The following is a 17,391-nucleotide window of genomic DNA, read 5'->3' as shown; positions in this document are numbered from 1 at the left end:
CGCCCTGAGCGGCAGCCGGAGCGGGTGCCACGAGAACCCGCTGCGGCCGGACGTCCGCGGGGAAGGTCAGGGGGCGAAGGTCAGCCCACCTTCTCCATCTCCGGCTCCGGCTCGCGGCGGTCGGCGACCTCCGGGTTCCGGGCCTTCAGCACCAGCCAGCCGACGCCGAGGGCGGCCGCCCAGCCGGCCATCACGTACAGGCAGACGCGCGAGTCGGCATCGTACGCGATCAGACCGGTGACGAAGATCAGGAAGGCGATGGCGATGTACGAGCACACCGCGCCGCCCGGCGCCGGGAAGGAGGAGGCGGGCAGCCGGCCCGCGTCCACCGCACGGCGGTAGAGGACGTGGCTGACCAGGATCATCAGCCAGGTCCAGATGCCGGCCGCGGTCGCCACCGAGGTGACGTAGCCGAAGGCCTTCTCCGGGACGATGTAGTTGAGGATCACGCCGATGCCCATGAAGGCGACCGAGACGGTGATGCCGAGCGCGGGGGTCTTGGAGGCGGAGAGCCTGCTGAAGGCGCGGGGGGCCTCGCCGTTGTCCGCGAGGGTGCGCAGCATGCGGCCCGTGGAGTACATGCCGGAGTTGCAGGACGAGAGGGCGGCGGTGAGCACCACGAAGTTGACGATGCCGGCGCCGGCCGGGATGCCGATCATCGCGAACGCCTTCACGAAGGGGCTGACGCCCGCCGCGAACTGGGTCCACTTCACCACGCACAGGATGACGGTGAGGGCGCCGACGTAGAACAGCGCGATGCGCCAGGGCAGCGTGTTGATGGCCTTCGGGAGGGTCTTCTCCGGGTCCTCGGACTCCCCGGCGGTGACGCCGACGAGCTCGACGGCGAGGTAGGCGAACATGACGCCCTGGAGGGTCATCAGGGAGGAGCCGACGCCCTTGGGGAAGAAGCCGTCGAACTGCCAGAGGTTGGCGACGGAGGCGGTGTCGCCGGCGGCGCTGAAGCCGAAGGTGAGCACTCCGAGGCCGATCACGATCATGCCGACCAGCGCGGTGACCTTGACCATCGAGAACCAGAACTCGATCTCACCGAAGAGCTTGACCGAGATCAGGTTGGCCACGAACAGCACGACGAGGAACACCAGTGCCGTCACCCATTGGGGGATGGCGGGGAACCAGTAGTTGACGTAGATCGCCGCGGCCGTCAGCTCGGCCATGCCGGTGACGACCCACATCAGCCAGTAGGTCCAGCCGGTGAAGTAGCCGAAGAACGGGCCGAGGAACTCGCGGGAGTACTCCGCGAAGGAGCCTGAGACCGGACGGTAGAGCAGCAGCTCGCCGAGCGCGCGCATGATGAAGAAGATGATCACGCCCGCCAGGGCGTACATCAGGATGAGGCTGGGGCCGGCCTTGGCGATGTTCGCCCCGGCGCCCAGGAACAGGCCGACGCCGATGGCGCCGCCGATCGCGATCATCTGGACCTGCCGGCTGCCGAGCCCGCGCTCGTAGCCCTCTTCCGGGGCCTCAGTGGCCTCGCTGACCTGCGAAGAGGTCATGTGTGGTGCGCCTTTCTCCATGCCGACCCGGGCCGCTGGTCGGCCTCGGACCGGGTTTCGATCCCCCCGGATGACTGGAGTGAGCGGGTTTCGCGAGCCCGCTCGTGCCTGGCCGGCGGTTGCCGGCTCGGTGGCGCACCCGGCCGAACATGGGTGGTGTTCGCCGGGCGGTCGTGAAGATTTATCACGGCCGCAATATTGGTCATCCGTGCGGAATGTGGCGCACCGCATAGGAAAAAGCGGACAAAGAACGCTCGAATGCGGCAAAATGGGCCGCAACGGTAACGCGATCGTTATCCGGATTTGAGCGTCCGCTGAGCGAACAGAAAACGAACAGGAAATCGGACGAAATCAGGGCATCAAGTCATCAAGGCATCAAAGTGGAGACGAGCGTCTCCTGGAGCCCGCCCAGCCAGAGGTACGCCATCACCATCGGCTTGCGCGGGTCCTCGTCCGAGAGCCGGTAGAGCAGGTCCGTGTCGTCCTCGTCGGCGATCTCCAGCCGGGCCCCTATCGCCAGGCGGAGATCGTTGAGGGCGCCCAGCCAGTGCCGGGACTCCTCGGAGCTCAGGCTGAGGACCGTCTCGTCCTCGCCGGCGGACCCCAGCTCGTCCAGCGAGCGGATCACCGACAGCGCGTTCTCCCGCTTGCCCGCCCGCAGGTCGTTCTCGGTGAAGCGGCGGAACTCGGCGGAGTGCGCGCGCTGCTCCTCGGCGGCCCCCGGCGAGGCGGGGGCCTGCTCCGGGTCGCTGTAGGCGTCCGGGAAGAGGCGTCGCAGCACCGGGTCGGCGGGCGGCTCGCTCGGACCCTCGGCGAACAGCTCGGCGAGCGGGTCGGCGGGGGCCTCCTCGGTGGGGCCGGGGCCGATGAGTTCCAGGAGCTGGACGGCCAGCGACCGGATGATGGAGATCTCGACGTAGTCGAGCGCGACGGCCGCGCCGCCGCCGGGGAGCGGTTCGAAGGTTCCGGGCATCGGTGGGTCGTTTACTCCGGTCTATTTCCGGTTACTTCCGGTTACTTCCGGTCCTGCTGAAGGGTGGCCCACAGACCGTAGCCGTGCATCGCCTGCACGTCGCGTTCCATCTCCTCGCGGCTGCCGCTGGAGACGACCGCCCGGCCCTTGTGGTGGACGTCGAGCATGAGCTTGGTGGCCTTGTCCTTGGTGTACCCGAAGTACGTCTGGAAGACGTACGTCACATAGCTCATGAGGTTGACCGGGTCGTTGTGGACGATCGTCACCCACGGGACGTCGGGCTCGGGGACGGCGAAGACCTCCTCCGCCGACTCGGTGCGTTCGATCTCTACGGGAGCAGGTGACGTCACAGTGCCATGCTGCCACGCACGCCAGAAATCGTCACACTGACGAGATTGGAGTAGCATCGACTGCCATGCCGCATACACCGGGGGACAACCCCCGGACCCCCGGCCGGGGCTGGGGGTACCCGGAGAGTCGTGACTAGGAGAGCTTTCGTGGCTGTAGCGGACCTTGGGCTGCCGGTGGACGTTCCCTCGACGGCGCTCTTCACCGACCAGTACGAGTTGACGATGCTCCAGGCCGCTCTGAAGGCGGGCACCGCCGAACGGCGCAGCGTCTTCGAGGTCTTCACCCGGCGGCTGCCGGACGGGCGTCGCTACGGCGTCCTGGCGGGCGTCGGCCGGGTGCTGGACGCCGTGGAGAACTTCCGCTTCGACAACGACGTCCTCGGCTTCCTGCACGAGCGGAAGATCATCGACGGGAAGACACTCGACTGGCTCGCCGGCTACCGCTTCTCGGGCGACATCTGGGGTTACCCGGAGGGCGAGATGTACTTCCCGGGCTCGCCCCTGATGCGGGTCGAGGGCACCTTCGCCGAGTGCGTGCTGCTGGAGACGGTGATCCTGTCGATCCTCAACCACGACTCGGCCATCGCGGCCGCGGCCTCCCGGATGAACTCGGCCGCCGGCGGCCGGCCGCTGATCGAGATGGGCGCCCGCCGCACCCACGAACTGTCCGCCGTCGCCGCCTCGCGCGCCGCCTACATCGGCGGCTTCGCCTCCACCTCCGACCTCGCCGCCGGCTTCCGCTACAACATCCCGACCGTCGGCACCTCCGCCCACGCCTTCACCCTGCTGCACGACAGCGAGCGGGACGCCTTCCAGGCGCAGGTCGACTCGCTGGGCCGGGGCACGACCCTGCTGGTGGACACCTACGACGTCGCGGAGGCGGTCCGGACGGCCGTGGAGGTCGCCGGGCCCGAGCTGGGCGCCGTGCGCATCGACTCCGGCGACCTGCTCCTGGTCGCCCACCGGGTGCGGCAGCAGCTGGACGAGCTGGGTGCGCGGGACACGAAGATCATCGTGACCTCGGACCTGGACGAGTACGCCATCGCCTCGCTGGCGGCGGCGCCGGTGGACGCGTACGGCGTCGGCACCCAGCTGGTGACCGGCTCCGGGCACCCGACGTCCGCCATGGTCTACAAGCTGGTCGCGCGCGCCGAGTCCGACGAGCCGAGGGCGCCGCTGACGCCGGTGGCGAAGAAGGCCAGGGGCGGCAAGACCTCCATCGGCGGCCGCAAGTGGGCCGCGCGGCGGCGGGACGCGTACGGGGTGGCGGAGGCCGAGGTCGTCGGCACGGGCCCGGTCCCCAGGGAGCTCGCCGACCGGCAGCTCCTCGTCGAGCTGGTCAAGGGCGGCGAGATCGTCGCCCGCGAGCCGCTGGACGCCGCCCGTGACCGGCACGCCGCCGCCCGCGCCGACCTGCCCCTGTCCGCGACCCAGCTCTCCCGCGGTGAACCGGTCATTCCGACGGAGTACGTGCACACGGGCTCGGGTAACTAGGTCACATCCCCGGAGCTCCGGGTAGCCGGGGCAGCTCCCCGGAGCGCGGGGCCGCGCCCGCGCGCGGTGCGTGCCCCCTCCCGCGCCGGGTGTGAAGTCTCTAGGCTCGGAGGTTCCCGGCCGGGCCCGCGCCCCCTCACCACCCGAGATCCCATAGCCGAAGGACACCGACCATGCGCCGCGCCTTGATCGTCGTAGACGTGCAGAACGACTTCTGCGAGGGGGGCAGCCTCGCGGTGGCCGGTGGTGCCGACGTGGCCGCCGCCATCACCGAGCTGATCGGGCAGGCCCCCGCCGGCTACCGGCACGTGGTGGCCACCCGCGACCACCACATCGCGCCCGGCGGCCACTTCGCCGACAACCCCGACTTCGTCCGCTCCTGGCCCGCGCACTGCGTCGCCGGCACCGAGGGCGTGGGCTTCCACCCGAACTTCGCCCCCGCCGTGGCCTCGGGCGCGATCGACGCCGTCTTCGACAAGGGGGCGTACGCGGCGGCGTACAGCGGCTTCGAGGGGGCGGACGAGAACGGCCTCGGCCTGGCGGACTGGCTGCGGGCCCGGCAGATCGACGAGGTGGACGTGGTCGGCATCGCCACCGACCACTGCGTGCGCGCCACCGCGCTGGACGCCGCCCGCGCGGGCTTCCGCACGCACGTGCTGCTCGACCTGACCGCCGGGGTGGCCGCGGAGACCACCGAGCGGGCGCTGGAGGAGCTGCGCGAGGCGGGGGTGGAGCTGTCCGGCAAGCCGGTCGTCTCCGCCTGAGCGGGCCCGTCCCCCGCTGCCCCGCTCCCCCTCAGGCCCGGGCGGCCGGCTGTCTCAGCAGGGCCCGGATCGGACGCCACAGCTCCGTGACCAGCTCGGGCGGGGTGACACCGTTGTCAGGGGCCGTTCGCCATATCAGGCCGTCCGGGTGGTGCAGTACGGCGGTGATCTCGTCCGGGGTCGGCGGGGCCGCGTTGCCCCGCAGATAGACCGCGCGCATGCCGAGATTGCGCAGCCTGGTCAGGGCGCGGGCGCGGTTCTGGGCGTGCACGAGCACTCGCACGCTTCCGGGGCCGCCGGCCGGGGGGCGGGGCAGGTTCAGCGCCACCACCACCGTGCCGTTCGGCAACTTGCAGAAACCTCCTGCGGCCATGCGGTCATACCCCCGTGTCGGTCGGTGTCAATAAGAGAGCCACAGGACGCACCTAAACACGATCGGCGGCAGCCCGCCAAGGGGCTACCGCCGATACGCTTCTGACCTGCGAAAACGCGGACTACTTCACCGCGGGTCCGACTTCCAGCTCGATCGTCGAGCCGTCGTGGGCCTGCTTCAGGATCTTGATCTTGGTGTTGGTGTCAGTGATCTTGACCCCGGCCGCCGGGTTCGAGGCGTCGTAGTAGGTGCTGGTGTGGTCGTTGAAGACCGGCACCCCCTTCAACGACTTGATCTTCGCCGCGACGTCCGCCTTGTGCAGGGTGATGCCGTCGGTGCGCTCCAGGCTGAAGGGCGAGTCGTAGGCCTGGATGCGGTTGCGCATCAGCGTGCCGTCGGTCCACTTCAGCGGGGTCGGGTGCGAGTCGATCGGCAGGATCAGGCCGGTGCCGGCGTGGTCCTTGGTGTTGTTGTCCGCCTGGGAGGTGTCCCACTTCCAGATCAACAGACCGTTCTGGTACGGGTAGTGCTCCACCCAGTCCGGACGGGTCGACGTGAAGCCGAAGTTGTACGGGCCGACCTTGAGGGTCTTGTCGTACGACACGTACTCGCGGTTCTCGGCGATGTAGTACTGCTTGTAGTCCTTGGTGAAGGACGAGCCGATGCGGGAGAAGCCGTTCACGGTCCAAGCGGCGTCCGCGCTCTCGGCGTTGTCGGAGAACAGCGCCGAACCGTCGGCGGTCAGCGTGATCTCGTCGGCCGCGAAGCCCTTCAGGGCCACACCGCCGTCCGTCTGGTAGCGGAAGCGGAGCTGGATCTTCTTGCCCGCGTACGCGTCCAGGGAGTACGACAGCTTCTTGTAGCCGTCGACCGTGCCGGTCAGGGCCGGGGTGTTGCTGGCGTCACGCGGGATGGCCTGGCCGTCCACCGTGCCGTCCAGCGCGGTCCAGTTGGTGCCGCCGTCGGTCGACACCTCGGTGTAGACGTAGTCGTAGTTGGCCTCGGTGTCGTAGTAGCCGTCGAGGCTCAGCGTCGCCGAGGACTTGCCGGTGAGGTCCACGGAACGGGTCAGCGTGTTCTTCAGGTCGTTGCCGCTGCCGCTCCACCACTGGGTCGAGCCCTGCGCCGGGGTGACGACCTGGGTGGTGACCGCCTTGTCGGGCAGGTTGACCACCAGCGCCTGCCGGTGCTTGGTGTTGTACTCGGCGACACCCAGCTTGTGCCAGGACTTGATGCCGGCCTTGGCGGTGTCGTAGTTGAGCCAGCCCAGCTGGAGCTTGTCCCAGGCGTTCATGTCGCCGGGGAGGTCACCGATGGCCTCCTTGCCGGTGCCCAGCCAGGAGCCGGAGGACATCAGCGTCCAGAAGCCGGTGGAGTTCTCGCCGCCGTTGGTGTCGTACTCGTCCGGCAGGCCGAGGTCGTGGCCGTACTCGTGGGCGTAGACGCCCAGGCCGCCGTTCTCCGGCTGGATGGTGTAGTCGCCGACCCAGATGCCGCTGTCGCCGATCTGCGTGCCGCCGAGCTTGTTGCCCGTCGGGCCGGTGGCGCCGGCGTCGGTGCCGAAGGCGTACCAGCGGTGGGCCCAGATCGCGTCGGTGCCCTGGACGCCACCGCCCGCGGACTCGTCCTCACCGGCGTGCACGATCTGGAAGTGGTCGATGTAGCCGTCGGGCTCGTTGAAGTTGCCGTCGCCGTCGTAGTCGTAGCGGTCCCACTGGTCGAACTGCGCCAGGTCCGCCTTGACGGCCGCGTCGGACTTGCCGGCCGCCTTCTGCTGCGCGACCCAGGCGGTCACGCCGTCGCTGACGACGTTCCACACGCTCGGGCAGTTGGTGGAGCCGCAGGCGTTGTTGCCGTAACGGGCCTCGTTGTACGGGACCTTGACCCAGTCGGCGACCTCGCCGTCCACCGAGTAGCGGCCCGAGGACTGCTTCTCGTAGTACTTCTTCACCGACTCGGTGTTCTTGCCGGTGCCGAAGTACAGGTCCTGGAAGTGCTTCTGGTTGTAGTCCTTCTGCCAGGCCGTCGAGTTGTCCTTCGTACGGTCCGGCGCGGCTATCTTGTTGTGCAGGGGGCCCGCGGTGCCGCCGTACTTCGGGTCCGTCTGGTCGCCGAACTCGACCAGGATGGTGAAGATCTTGTCGGTCTTCTCCCGGCTCAGCTCGACGTACTTGCCGTCGCCCTTCTTGCTCTTGAGCTGGACGACCTTCGAGCCGTTGCGGTCCTTGGCCTTGGCCTTGCCGGATATGACCTGGTTGAGGGCCTCTTGGCGCTGGGCCTTCTGGGTCTTGCTCAGCGGTCCGTCGAGGTCGTGCTCCCGCTGCTTCACCGGCGCCGGGTCGTGCCGGTTGGTGGCAGCGGACTTGGCGGTGGTGCTCGCCTCCGCAACGGCGAAGGTCGAGAACGTGGCGGAGGCCGCCGCGAGCGCGACGCCGATCGCGGCCGCTCTGAACGTCCAGGGTCTGCTGGTCACTTGAGTTCCTCCCCCGCGCCCGCGCACACGGAAAGAGGGTCCCGGTCATGGAAGGAAGCCCGTGCGCGCCTGATCAACGCGTGTAGTCAAGTGACGACATTTGACTAGAGGTTTAAGAGAAAAGACAGACCTTGACTTGAGCAGGTCAAGTGCACTATGCGGAGCCGGGGTTCGCTTTACGAACACCTCGCGTCCCACTCGACGGGCGCGTGAGCCTGTCCACTTGCTGGACCCCATGACTCCGTGCGCCCCCTGTGCACCGGTACCGTGGGTTAGGTCACGCTTACCAGGCGTTCCACTCGGGCATGCAGGCGAATAGAGTCGAATGGTGGAACGCCCGGAAGTCGGCGGAAACACAGGCCGGCGTCCCGTCTCACCCCCAAATCTTCCGAGGACACGATTGCCATGCCTCGTCCGACCGCCGCACAGCTCGCCTACGGTTCCTGCACCGTGATCTTCTCGACGCTCGCCATGCTGCTGCTGTCACAGACGAGTTCGGGCCTCGGGATCGCGGTCATCGCCCTCGCCGCGCTCGCCCTCGGGCTCCTGGTCGCCATGACGGTCCCGCTGCCGAAGCCACGCACGCTCGCCGGCCCGGCCGAGGAACCGGCCCCGGCCCCGGCCCCGGCCCCGGCCCCGGCCCCGGTGGTCCGCGAGCGGGTGCCCGTGCGGCGGGAGCCGGTGGCCGCCGCCGTCGAGCCGGTGCGCGAGCCCACGGCCCCCTGACACCCCCGGGCCGTCAACCGGTGCTGACCACCACCGTCTTGGCGGCCTTGTCGTGCAGTCCCTGCTTGTAGGGCTTGTCGAAGAAGCTCCAGCCGCCGCAGATCGCCGTCCAGATGCAGGCGCAGCAGAAGGCGAACGGCAGCCACAGCACCAGGGCGCGCAACAGTGAGGTCTGCCTGGAGGGCGTGCTGCCGTCGTTCAGGTTCGCCACCCGCATGCGCAGCCACTTCTTGCCGAGGGTCTGGCCCGACCTGGCGATCAGGATCGTGTCGTAGGCGACGTAGCACACGGCGGCGATGAGCGACTGCGTGAGCCCCTTGCCGACCTCGATCCGCTCACCGCTCATCTGGTACTCGCGCACCCCGAACCCCCAGGTGAGCAGCCAGACCACGATGCCCACCAGGATCATGTCGATGATGCGGGCCAGGGTGCGCTTACCACTGTCCGCGAGCGGGGGCATACCGGCGAGCGGGTCGCTGGGGTAACCGCCGGCTCCGGGAGGACCGCCGTAGGGCGGGGGCTGACTGCCGTACGGCGGCTGCTGACCACCGTAGGGCGGCGGCTGCTGACCACCGTAAGGCGGCGGCTGCTCACCGCCAGGGGGCGGGGGCTGCTGACCACCGTACGGCGAGCCCGGCCCCTGGTCCGGCGGGGGCGGTTTCCTGAACGGGTCGTCCTCCGGGGGCTGCGGTCCGGAGCCGGGGGGCGGTTCGCTGCTCATGGCCCGAGTCGATCGCGAACACCCCGGCTCCGCACCCGGCGGACGGCCGTCCGGAGTACGCGGTCCGCTCAGCCCGCCACGAAGGTGTGGGCCGCCTTGTCGTGCCAGCACTGGTGCCACGGGCGGTCGAACAGGCACCACAGCACGCCGACGACGCCGATGCCGAGCAGGCCGGGGACGCTGTAGACCAGCCAGCGGCGCAGGGCGAGCCCGAACGACGGCGGCTCGTGCCCCTCGATGTCCCGCACCTGAATACCGCACAGCTTCTTGCCCAGCGTGCGGCCCCACTTGGCGGTGGGCAGCACCTCGTACAGCACGCCCGCGAGGAGCAGGACGGCGAGGACGATGCCGAGGCAGGCGCCGGTCGTGCCGTCCAGCAGCCAGACCGTGACGGTACGGCCGGACAGCTTGGCCGCGTCGATCTTCTCCTGGACGTGGTCGGCCACCTTGGCGCCCAGCGGTACGGCGGCCGCGGCGGTGACCGCGCCGAGGACCAGCGTGTCGACCAGACGGGCGGCCAGCCGCTTGCCGAGGCCCGCGGGCCGTGCCGCCGCCTGCCGTCGCGCGACCGCCTGGAACGGGTCCTCGACCGGCGGCTTCCACGGCGTCACGGGCTGCTCGTCCCCGGCGCCCGCGAGCCGGTGCACCTGCTGCGCCCAGGACGACTGCCCGCCGCCCACCCCGCCGGCCATCGGGGTGCCGCCGCCGGACAGGGGGGCGCCCGCCTGGGGAGGCACCGAGGCGGAGGCCGGAGCCCCCGGCGTCTGGGAGACCGGCCCCGCCTGAGCACGGCCCGCGTCACCCTGCGCCTGCCCGGGGACCTGGGCCTGGCCGTGGCCCGGGGCGCTTCCCTGGGGCGGGGCCGAGGCCTGGCCGGGAACCCTGGCCTGGCCCTGGCCCTGCGCCTGCGCGGCTGCCGCGCGGGCCGCGGCGGCCTTCCCGGCGCCGAACCCGGGCCCGGACGGGGCTCCGGAGGAGGCCGCGCCACCCGCTTGCGAGCCGCCGGAACCGGCCCCGACGGGGCCCTGCACACCGAACCCGGACCTGGAGCCGCCCGCCCCCTGGCCACCCGGCGCCCCGCCGCCGCCCTGGCCGGGGGCCGGGCCGTTCGGGGAGACCGGCCGGAACGTCATCGTCCCGTCGTCCGCCGGACCGGCGGAGCCGCCGGTCGGGCGCCGGAAGACGAAGGTGCCGCCCGAGTCGATGTCGCCGGGGGCCGGATCGGCGGGCGGGATCGTCGCCGTGCCGTCGGTGCGGGCCGACCGGCCGTCCGGCTGGGCCGGGGAGTCGGCCGGCACCCGCGGATCGGCGCCCCACGAGACCCGGCGGTCCTGGTCGCCGCCGAAGCCGGACTGCTGCGCCCGGTCGGCACCCCACGCCGACGCCGGCTGCGCCGGGCCGCCACCCGGCGGGTCCTCGTCGAAGAAGTGCGGGCCGGTCTCCTCGACCGACGGCGGGGCCGACGCCGGACCCTGTGACCGGTCCGGCCAGCTGCCGGGCGGCGGGGCGAGCGTCTCGCCGTCCTCCGGCGCCGGCCGGCTGGTGCCCGGCACCCAGGCGGCGCCGTTCCAGTACCGGACGTAGCCGGGGATGGACGGGTCCGGGTAGTAGCCCTCGCGGGGCCTGTCGTCGCCGGGGGCCGGGGTTGGGGCGCTCATGTCCGCGTCGTCCCGTATCTGCTCGGGGGTCGTATAGGGGGCTCCACATCTATCAGACGCACGCCATCCCGAGCGCCAGTCACGCAGGACCCACCCCTTTCCGGGCGACCCCGTGCTAGGGCTTCACACGTCCCGTTGCCCTGGGTTCGAAAAAAGTCCCCGAACCCGCGTAATGCCCGGATCCCGGCCCCCTCTCTCCTCGTACGGGCCACCTCCCGGCGGCCCCGGAGAGAGAGGAACGGCACGTCATGCGGCACACCGTGGTGGAACGCGAACTTGAACTGCTGCTCATCCTGTCCCCCGAGTGGAGCATCCCGGTCCCGGCCCGGCTCGGTTACCGCTCGGACGACCCGTACGCCGTCCACATCACCTTCCACATCACCTCCGAACAGCCCGTGAACTGGACGTTCTCCCGCGATCTGCTGGTGCAGGGGGTGTTCCGGCCGTGCGGGCAGGGCGATGTCCGGGTGTGGCCGACGCGGGTGGAGGGGCGCGGCGTCGTCCTGATGGCGCTGAGTTCACCCGACGGTGACGCCCTGCTCCAGGCGCCGGCCGCCCAGCTGTCCGCCTGGCTGGAGCGCACGCTGCGCGCCGTGCCCCCGGGGAGTGAGGCCGAGCGCCTCGGGATCGACGACGCGCTCGACCATCTCCTCGCCCAGTGACCCTGGCGGGGAACCGTCAGAACAGCTTGCCGGGGTTGAGGATTCCCAGCGGGTCGAACACCTGCTTGACCGCGCGCTGCATCTCCAGGCCCACCGGGCCGACCTCGCGGGCGAGCCACTCCTTCTTCAGGACGCCGACGCCGTGCTCGCCGGTGATGGTGCCGCCGAGTTCCAGGCCCAGGGCCATGATCTCGTCGAAGGACTCGCGGGCCCGGCGGGACTCGTCGGCGTCCTGGGCGTCGAAGCACACGGTCGGGTGGGTGTTGCCGTCACCGGCGTGGGCGCACACGCCGATGGTCAGCCGGTACTTCTCCGCGATCCGCTCGACGCCCTCGAGCATCTCGGCGAGCCGCGACCGGGGCACGCACACGTCGTCGATCATCGTCGTGCCCTTGACGGCCTCCAGGGCGACGAGGGCCGTCCGGCGGGCCTGGAGGAGGAGTTCGGACTCGGCGGCGTCCTCCGCCGGGACCACCTCGGTGGCGCCCGCGGCCTCGCACAGCGCGCCGAGGGCGGCGAGGTCGGCGGCGGGGTCCGGGGTGTCGAAGGCGGCGAGGAGCAGCGCCTCGGTGGTCTCCGGCAGGCCCATGTGCCCGAGGGCGTTGACCGCCTTGACGGTCGTACGGTCCATCAGTTCGAGGAGGGACGGCACATGGCCGCCCGCCATGATCCGGCACACGGCGTCGCAGGCGTCGGCGGCGGAGGAGAACTCGGCGGCCAGCACCAGCTGCCGCGGCGGCTTGGGCCTGAGCGCGAGCACGGCCCGCACGACGATGCCGAGCGAGCCCTCCGAGCCGACGAACAGGCGGGTCAGGTCGTAGCCCGCCACGCCCTTGGCGGTGCGGCGGCCGGTGGACATCAGGCGTCCGTCGGCGAGGACGACGTCGAGGCCGAGGACGTACTCGGCCGTCACCCCGTACTTCACACAGCACAGCCCGCCGGAGCCGGTGCCGATGTTGCCGCCGATGGTGCACATCTCCCAACTGGAGGGGTCCGGCGGGTAGTACAGGCCGTGCTCCTCGACGGCGCGGGAGAGGGCGGCGTTGATCACGCCGGGTTCGACGACCGCGACGCGGTCGACCGGGTTGATCTCCAGGATGCGGTCCATGCGGGTCAGGGACAGCACGACGCAGCCGTCGGAGGCGTTGGCCGCCCCGGACAGGCCGCTGCGGGCGCCCTGCGGGACGACCGGTACGCGCAGCTCGGTGGCGGTGCGCATGACGTGCTGGACCTCCTCGACCGTGCGCGGCAGCACCACCACGGCCGGGGTGCCGGCCGGGCAGAAGCTCGCCATGTCGTTGGCGTAGGAGGCGGTGACATCGGGGTCGGTGAGGATCGCCTCGGCCGGCAGGCCCGCGAGCAGCCGGTCGGTGAGGTTGCCCTGGGCTTCGTCACGCGGGGCTTCGATACGGCTCATGATCACAGCGTCGCACCCGGGGCCATCGGTGTGAACCCCGTCCACGGCTCCCTTGGGCCACCCGGATGTGCTCGTCGTATTGACGCACAGTGTGCGCCATGGAGAAGCGACAGTCCGGTCCGGGAACGTCCCTGGTGGCCGAGCGGCCCCGGCGGCGCCGTCGCCGTCTGCTGCGACGGGTGCTGGTGGTCTCGGTGACGGGCACCGCGGCGGTCGGCGGTGCGCTGATGCTGCTGCCGAAGGAGACCCCGCACAGGGCCGGCCTGCCCGCGGCGGGCCCGAGGGCGCAGGCACCGGCCGTGGTGACCGCCGGGGTGCCGGCCGCGCTGCCCGACCTGACCCGGTTGATCGGGGACCGCGAGAGGCATCTGCGGACGCATCCGCGGGACGCGCGGGCATGGGCGGTGCTGGGCACCGCCTATCTGGAGCGGGGCCGGCGGACCGCCGACGCCGCGAACTACCCGCGGGCCGAGCGTGCGCTGCGGGAGTCCCTCGACGTCAAGGGCGCGAAGAACGTAGAGGCGCTGGAGGGGCTCGCGGCGCTGGCGAACACGCGCCGGGACTTCGAGGTGGCCCGGGACTGGGGCGAGCAGGCGCAGAAGCTGGCGCCGAAGCGCTGGACGACGTACGGGGTGCTGATCGACGCCTACACCGGGCTCGGCGACTACAAGGCGAGCCGCGGCGCGCTGGACAAGCTGCTGGCGTTGCACACCAAGGGCGCCGCCCGCCCGGCAGTGATGGCGCGGGCGTCGGCCGTCTACCGCGACCGGGGCTGGCGCGAGGACGCGGCGGCCCAGCTGGCCGACGCGGCGGCGGCCGCCCGGACCCCCGCCGAGCAGGCCGACTACCTCGCCCGCGCCGGGCAACTGGCCTGGGAGCGCGGCGACCGCGAGGACGCGCTGCGGCACTTCCGGGCGGCCCTGCGCGTCGACCCCGGCCAGCGGGCCGCGGCGGCCGGCCAGGGTCGCGTCCTGGCCGCGCTGGGGCGGACCTCGGAGGCCCTGACCGCCTACCGGGCGGCGCTCGCCGAGCGGCCCTGCCCCGAGTACGCCCTGGAACTGGGCGAGTTGTACGAGTCGCTGGGCAGGGAGGAGGAGGCGAAGGCGCAGTACGACCTGGTGCGGGACCGGGCGGCACGGGACGAGGCCGACGGCGTGGACGAGGAGCTGCTCCTCGGGCGGTTCGAGGCGGACCACGGGGACCGGGAGGAGGCCGTCGAGCGGTTGCGGGACGAGTGGGGGATGCAGCCGGGCATCGAGGTGGCCGACGCGCTGGGCTGGGCGCTGCACCGGGTGGGTGAGGACGAGGAGGCGCTGGAGTTCGCCCGGATCGCGACGGACAAGGACAAGGGGGGCGGGGTGCGCAGCGCGCTGTACTCGTTCCACCTGGGCATGATCGAGGGGGAGCTGGAGCTCACCGCGCCCGCGCGGCGCCATCTCCAGGAGGCGCTGCGGATCAACCCGTACTTCTCGCCGTTGCGGGTGCCGGTCGCGCGGGCGGCGCTGGCCCGGCTCGGCGAGCCGCCCAAGGAGGATCCGCCGGAGAGCTGAGCTACTGCTTGTAGTAGACCGAGAACCGGCGCGCCCCCACCTGACCCGACGCGAAGCCCACGCACAGCCACGGGGTCGGGGACCGGCGCACGGCGAGGCCCTCGGGTTCGCGGAAGTCGAGGGAGTAGCCGGCCTCGGTGCGCCGCTGCTGGAGGAGTGCGCCGGTGCGGATGTCGAGGCAGGACAGGTAGGTGTTGCCGTGTCCGGCGGGCGGGTTGGCGTCGTCGTAGGCCGATCCGGCGAGCTGGTAGAGGTGGTCGCCGCACAGCGCGTACCCCTGGAACGGGATCTCGGGGTCGGGGTGGGCGCCGCTCTGGGCGAGGTCGGCGACGGGGTTCGCGTAGTCGCGGGCGACGAAGGCGTCGAGGTCCCAGACGCGGTAGCGGGGAACGTCGTCCAGGCGGTGGCGGACGGCGATGCGACGGGTGGCCATGCACACGGCCGGCTGGTTGTCCGTCGAGCCCTTGACCGGGTAGCGGATCTTGACGTCCTGGGCCGTACGGGTGGCCCCGTTCGCGAAGTGGAAGCGGGTGACGCCCCTGCCGTAGCCGTGCAGCGCGTCGGCCTCGGTCCAGATCCAGGCGGTGCCGTCGGTGTCGTTCTGCACGCCGGTGCTGACGCCGTGCCCGAAGCCCTTCAGGTACATGTGCCCCAGCGGGGCGCCCTTGTGGTCGAGCCGGTTCAGGCACAGGTCGCCGGCTTCGCGGCCCGCCTTGGTGACCTGGAGGACGTACAGGTGCCGGTTCACCTCGTCGAAGGCGAAGGACTGCGCGACCGTCGGCTCCCGGAGGGTGCCGAGCCGGTGCAGCCAGCGCTGGGCCGGCGCGGCCAGGTCGACGCGCTGGTCCACTGTGCTCACGGGACCACCTCACCTCCTGCGGGTGCCGCTCTGGCACCCGCAGGACATGAGAGCGTCAACCGGTGTTACCCGGTAGCCCGTTCGGCGGATTCACAGGTTCCCGCGGCGCTCCTGCTCCCGCTCGATCGCCTCGAACAGGGCCTTGAAGTTGCCCTTGCCGAAGCCCATGGAGCCGTGCCGTTCGATGATCTCGAAGAAGACGGTCGGGCGGTCCTGGACCGGCTTGGTGAAGATCTGGAGCAGGTAGCCGTCCTCGTCGCGGTCGGCGAGGATCTTCAGCTCGCGCAGGGTCTCGACGGGCACCCGGGTGTCGCCGACCCACTCGCCGAGGGTGTCGTAGTAGGTGTCGGGCGTGTTCAGGAACTCCACGCCGGCCGCGCGCATGGTGCGTACCGTCTGCACGATGTCGCCCGTGTTCAGCGCGATGTGCTGGACGCCGGCGCCGCCGTAGAACTCCAGGTACTCGTCGATCTGGGACTTCTTCTTGGCGATCGCGGGCTCGTTGATCGGGAACTTCACCTTGAGCGTGCCGTCGGCGACGACCTTCGACATCAGGGCGCTGTACTCGGTGGCGATGTCGTCGCCCACGAACTCCTTCATGTTCGTGAAGCCCATGACCTTGTTGTAGAACTCCACCCACTCGTTCATCCGGCCGAGTTCGACGTTGCCGACGCAGTGGTCGACGGCCTGGAAGGTGCGCTGGGCGGGCGGCTCGACCATCGGCTTGGCGGCGACGTAGCCGGGCAGGTAGGGGCCGTCGTAGCCGGAGCGGTCGACGAGGGTGTGGCGGGTCTTGCCGTACGTGGCGATGGCGGCGAGGACGACCGTGCCGTGCTCGTCCTTCAGCTCGTACGGCTCGGCCACCGAGCGGGCGCCGTGCTCGATGGCGTAGGTGTACGCGGCACGGGCGTCCGGGACCTCGATGGCCAGGTCGATGACGCCGTCGCCGTGCTCGGCCACGTGCTGGGCGAGGAAGTGGCCCCAGGTGGTGGCGGGCTTGATCACCGAGGTGAACACGAAGCGGGCGGAGCCGTTCTCCAGGACGTAGGCGGCGGTCTCGCGGCTGCCGTTCTCCGGTCCGGAGTAGGCGACCAGCTTCATGCCGAAGGCGGTGGAGTAGTAGTGCGCGGCCTGCTTGGCGTTGCCCACGGCGAAGACGACCGCGTCCATTCCCTTGACCGGGAAGGGGTCGGCCTGCCGGGCGGTCGTGTCGGGAGTGTGGTGTGTGGTCTGCGTCATGTCCGAAGGGTGGCTCCGGTCTGCAAGGTGCGCAATAGTTTGCGTATTCGCTGAGCATTCTGCTCAGTGGCACGACCGTTTCGACGGGCTTTCTGTACAGGATGACCACCCGGGAGGCGGGTATGGGGATCGATCAGCTGGACGGGCGCATCATCGTGCTGCTGGCCCGGGAGCCGCGGATCGGGGTCCTGGAGATGTCCCGGCGGCTGGGGGTGGCGCGGGGCACGGTGCAGGCGCGGCTGGACCGGCTTCAGTCGAACGGAGTCATCCGCGGATTCGGTCCGCAGGTGGACCCGGCGGCCCTCGGCTACCCGGTCACGGCGTTCGCCACGCTACAGATCCGGCAGGGGCAAGGAGCCGATGTACGGGCCCACTTGGCGACCGTGCCGGAGGTACTGGAGCTGCACACCACCACCGGCAGCGGGGACATGCTGTGCCGCCTGGTCGCCCGCTCGAACGCCGATCTCCAGCGGGTGATCGACCGGGTTGTCGGCTTTGATGGCATCGTCCGGGCCGCCACGGCGATCGTGATGGAGAACCCCGTCCCGCTGCGGATCATCCCGCTGGTGGAGCAGGCGGCGGAACACCCGGAGGAGAGGACGTCCTAGCCGACCTGGG

16 protein-coding genes are annotated in these 17,391 nt (G+C 71.0%); 6 read left to right on the top strand and 10 right to left on the bottom strand.

Going from position 1 to position 17,391, the window contains the following annotated elements:
• Nucleotides 1-80: 80 nt before the first annotated feature.
• The 3 genes from ABZ915_RS05280 to clpS form a co-directional block, all read right to left on the bottom strand.
• Nucleotides 81-1,514: an amino acid permease gene (locus ABZ915_RS05280; RefSeq protein WP_361796131.1), complete on the bottom strand. Its 1,434-nt coding sequence runs from the start codon at nt 1,512-1,514 to the stop codon at nt 81-83.
• A 367-nt stretch (nt 1,515-1,881) separates the two neighbouring features.
• Nucleotides 1,882-2,487, bottom strand: a complete 606-nt coding sequence (locus tag ABZ915_RS05275) for a DUF2017 domain-containing protein (RefSeq protein WP_361796128.1) — start codon at nt 2,485-2,487, stop codon at nt 1,882-1,884.
• Between the two features lie 41 nt (nt 2,488-2,528).
• Nucleotides 2,529-2,894 carry an ATP-dependent Clp protease adapter ClpS gene (gene clpS, locus ABZ915_RS05270; RefSeq protein WP_361796125.1) on the bottom strand — a complete coding sequence of 122 codons (366 nt, stop codon included), beginning with the start codon at nt 2,892-2,894 and terminating at the stop codon, nt 2,529-2,531.
• A gap of 90 nt (nt 2,895-2,984) precedes the next feature.
• Here clpS and ABZ915_RS05265 point away from each other — a divergent pair, with 90 nt between their 5' ends.
• Both ABZ915_RS05265 and ABZ915_RS05260 read left to right on the top strand, forming a co-directional pair.
• Nucleotides 2,985-4,331, top strand: a complete 1,347-nt coding sequence (locus tag ABZ915_RS05265; protein ID WP_361796122.1) for a nicotinate phosphoribosyltransferase — start codon at nt 2,985-2,987, stop codon at nt 4,329-4,331.
• Between the two features lie 173 nt (nt 4,332-4,504).
• Nucleotides 4,505-5,095 (top strand): nicotinamidase, encoded by a 591-nt coding sequence (locus tag ABZ915_RS05260; protein WP_361796119.1) that lies wholly within the window; start codon nt 4,505-4,507, stop codon nt 5,093-5,095.
• Between the two features lie 31 nt (nt 5,096-5,126).
• Here the strand turns inward: ABZ915_RS05260 and ABZ915_RS05255 are convergent, their stop codons facing one another.
• Both ABZ915_RS05255 and ABZ915_RS05250 read right to left on the bottom strand, forming a co-directional pair.
• Nucleotides 5,127-5,468: a hypothetical protein gene (locus ABZ915_RS05255; protein ID WP_361796117.1), complete on the bottom strand. Its 342-nt coding sequence runs from the start codon at nt 5,466-5,468 to the stop codon at nt 5,127-5,129.
• Nucleotides 5,469-5,589: 121 nt separating this feature from the next.
• A complete protein-coding gene (locus ABZ915_RS05250; RefSeq protein WP_361796114.1) occupies nt 5,590-7,941 on the bottom strand; it encodes an immune inhibitor A domain-containing protein in 2,352 nt (783 codons plus the stop codon).
• A 405-nt stretch (nt 7,942-8,346) separates the two neighbouring features.
• Here ABZ915_RS05250 and ABZ915_RS05245 point away from each other — a divergent pair, with 405 nt between their 5' ends.
• Complete coding sequence (locus ABZ915_RS05245; RefSeq protein WP_361796111.1) at nt 8,347-8,667, top strand: hypothetical protein; 321 nt, start codon at nt 8,347-8,349, stop codon at nt 8,665-8,667.
• Between the two features lie 13 nt (nt 8,668-8,680).
• Here ABZ915_RS05245 and ABZ915_RS05240 read toward each other — a convergent pair whose 3' ends face one another.
• Complete coding sequence (locus tag ABZ915_RS05240; protein ID WP_361796108.1) at nt 8,681-9,388, bottom strand: RDD family protein; 708 nt, start codon at nt 9,386-9,388, stop codon at nt 8,681-8,683.
• Nucleotides 9,389-9,456: 68 nt separating this feature from the next.
• Nucleotides 9,457-11,046, bottom strand: coding sequence for an RDD family protein (locus ABZ915_RS05235; RefSeq protein ID WP_361796105.1), 1,590 nt, complete (start codon nt 11,044-11,046; stop codon nt 9,457-9,459).
• Nucleotides 11,047-11,294: 248 nt separating this feature from the next.
• Here ABZ915_RS05235 and ABZ915_RS05230 point away from each other — a divergent pair, with 248 nt between their 5' ends.
• On the top strand, nt 11,295-11,708 hold the full coding sequence (locus ABZ915_RS05230) for an SsgA family sporulation/cell division regulator (protein ID WP_361796102.1): 414 nt from the start codon (nt 11,295-11,297) through the stop codon (nt 11,706-11,708).
• Between the two features lie 16 nt (nt 11,709-11,724).
• Here ABZ915_RS05230 and ABZ915_RS05225 read toward each other — a convergent pair whose 3' ends face one another.
• Nucleotides 11,725-13,131 (bottom strand): FAD-linked oxidase C-terminal domain-containing protein, encoded by a 1,407-nt coding sequence (locus ABZ915_RS05225; RefSeq protein ID WP_361796099.1) that lies wholly within the window; start codon nt 13,129-13,131, stop codon nt 11,725-11,727.
• A gap of 92 nt (nt 13,132-13,223) precedes the next feature.
• Here ABZ915_RS05225 and ABZ915_RS05220 point away from each other — a divergent pair, with 92 nt between their 5' ends.
• Nucleotides 13,224-14,675, top strand: a complete 1,452-nt coding sequence (locus ABZ915_RS05220) for a tetratricopeptide repeat protein (protein WP_361796096.1) — start codon at nt 13,224-13,226, stop codon at nt 14,673-14,675.
• 1 nt (nt 14,676) lies between these two features.
• Here ABZ915_RS05220 and ABZ915_RS05215 read toward each other — a convergent pair whose 3' ends face one another.
• Entirely contained in the window at nt 14,677-15,534 is an 858-nt protein-coding gene (locus ABZ915_RS05215) for a Teichoic acid biosynthesis protein C (Precursor) (protein WP_361796093.1), read from the bottom strand.
• 90 nt (nt 15,535-15,624) lie between these two features.
• Nucleotides 15,625-16,773 (bottom strand): 4-hydroxyphenylpyruvate dioxygenase, encoded by a 1,149-nt coding sequence (gene hppD, locus ABZ915_RS05210; protein ID WP_361796090.1) that lies wholly within the window; start codon nt 16,771-16,773, stop codon nt 15,625-15,627.
• Nucleotides 16,774-16,895: 122 nt separating this feature from the next.
• Between hppD and ABZ915_RS05205 the strand changes: the two genes are divergently transcribed.
• Nucleotides 16,896-17,381: an Lrp/AsnC family transcriptional regulator gene (locus ABZ915_RS05205; protein ID WP_361796087.1), complete on the top strand. Its 486-nt coding sequence runs from the start codon at nt 16,896-16,898 to the stop codon at nt 17,379-17,381.
• The last annotated feature ends 10 nt before the right edge of the window (nt 17,382-17,391 follow it).

The sequence above is a fragment of the Streptomyces sp. NPDC046915 genome (assembly GCF_040644935.1).
GTDB lineage: Bacteria > Actinomycetota > Actinomycetes > Streptomycetales > Streptomycetaceae > Streptomyces.
This window is presented reverse-complemented; position numbering and strand designations above follow the sequence as displayed.

Coding starts and splice junctions, on each gene's coding strand:
- ABZ915_RS05280 (WP_361796131.1), bottom strand. CDS start 1,514: ATGACCTCTTCGCAGGTCAGCGAGGCCACTGAGGCCCCGGAAGAGGGC.
- ABZ915_RS05230 (WP_361796102.1), top strand. CDS start 11,295: ATGCGGCACACCGTGGTGGAACGCGAACTTGAACTGCTGCTCATCCTG.
- clpS (WP_361796125.1), bottom strand. CDS start 2,894: ATGCTACTCCAATCTCGTCAGTGTGACGATTTCTGGCGTGCGTGGCAG.
- ABZ915_RS05235 (WP_361796105.1), bottom strand. CDS start 11,046: ATGAGCGCCCCAACCCCGGCCCCCGGCGACGACAGGCCCCGCGAGGGC.
- ABZ915_RS05260 (WP_361796119.1), top strand. CDS start 4,505: ATGCGCCGCGCCTTGATCGTCGTAGACGTGCAGAACGACTTCTGCGAG.
- ABZ915_RS05205 (WP_361796087.1), top strand. CDS start 16,896: ATGGGGATCGATCAGCTGGACGGGCGCATCATCGTGCTGCTGGCCCGG.
- ABZ915_RS05220 (WP_361796096.1), top strand. CDS start 13,224: ATGGAGAAGCGACAGTCCGGTCCGGGAACGTCCCTGGTGGCCGAGCGG.
- ABZ915_RS05240 (WP_361796108.1), bottom strand. CDS start 9,388: ATGAGCAGCGAACCGCCCCCCGGCTCCGGACCGCAGCCCCCGGAGGAC.
- ABZ915_RS05245 (WP_361796111.1), top strand. CDS start 8,347: ATGCCTCGTCCGACCGCCGCACAGCTCGCCTACGGTTCCTGCACCGTG.
- ABZ915_RS05275 (WP_361796128.1), bottom strand. CDS start 2,487: ATGCCCGGAACCTTCGAACCGCTCCCCGGCGGCGGCGCGGCCGTCGCG.
- ABZ915_RS05255 (WP_361796117.1), bottom strand. CDS start 5,468: ATGGCCGCAGGAGGTTTCTGCAAGTTGCCGAACGGCACGGTGGTGGTG.
- hppD (WP_361796090.1), bottom strand. CDS start 16,773: ATGACGCAGACCACACACCACACTCCCGACACGACCGCCCGGCAGGCC.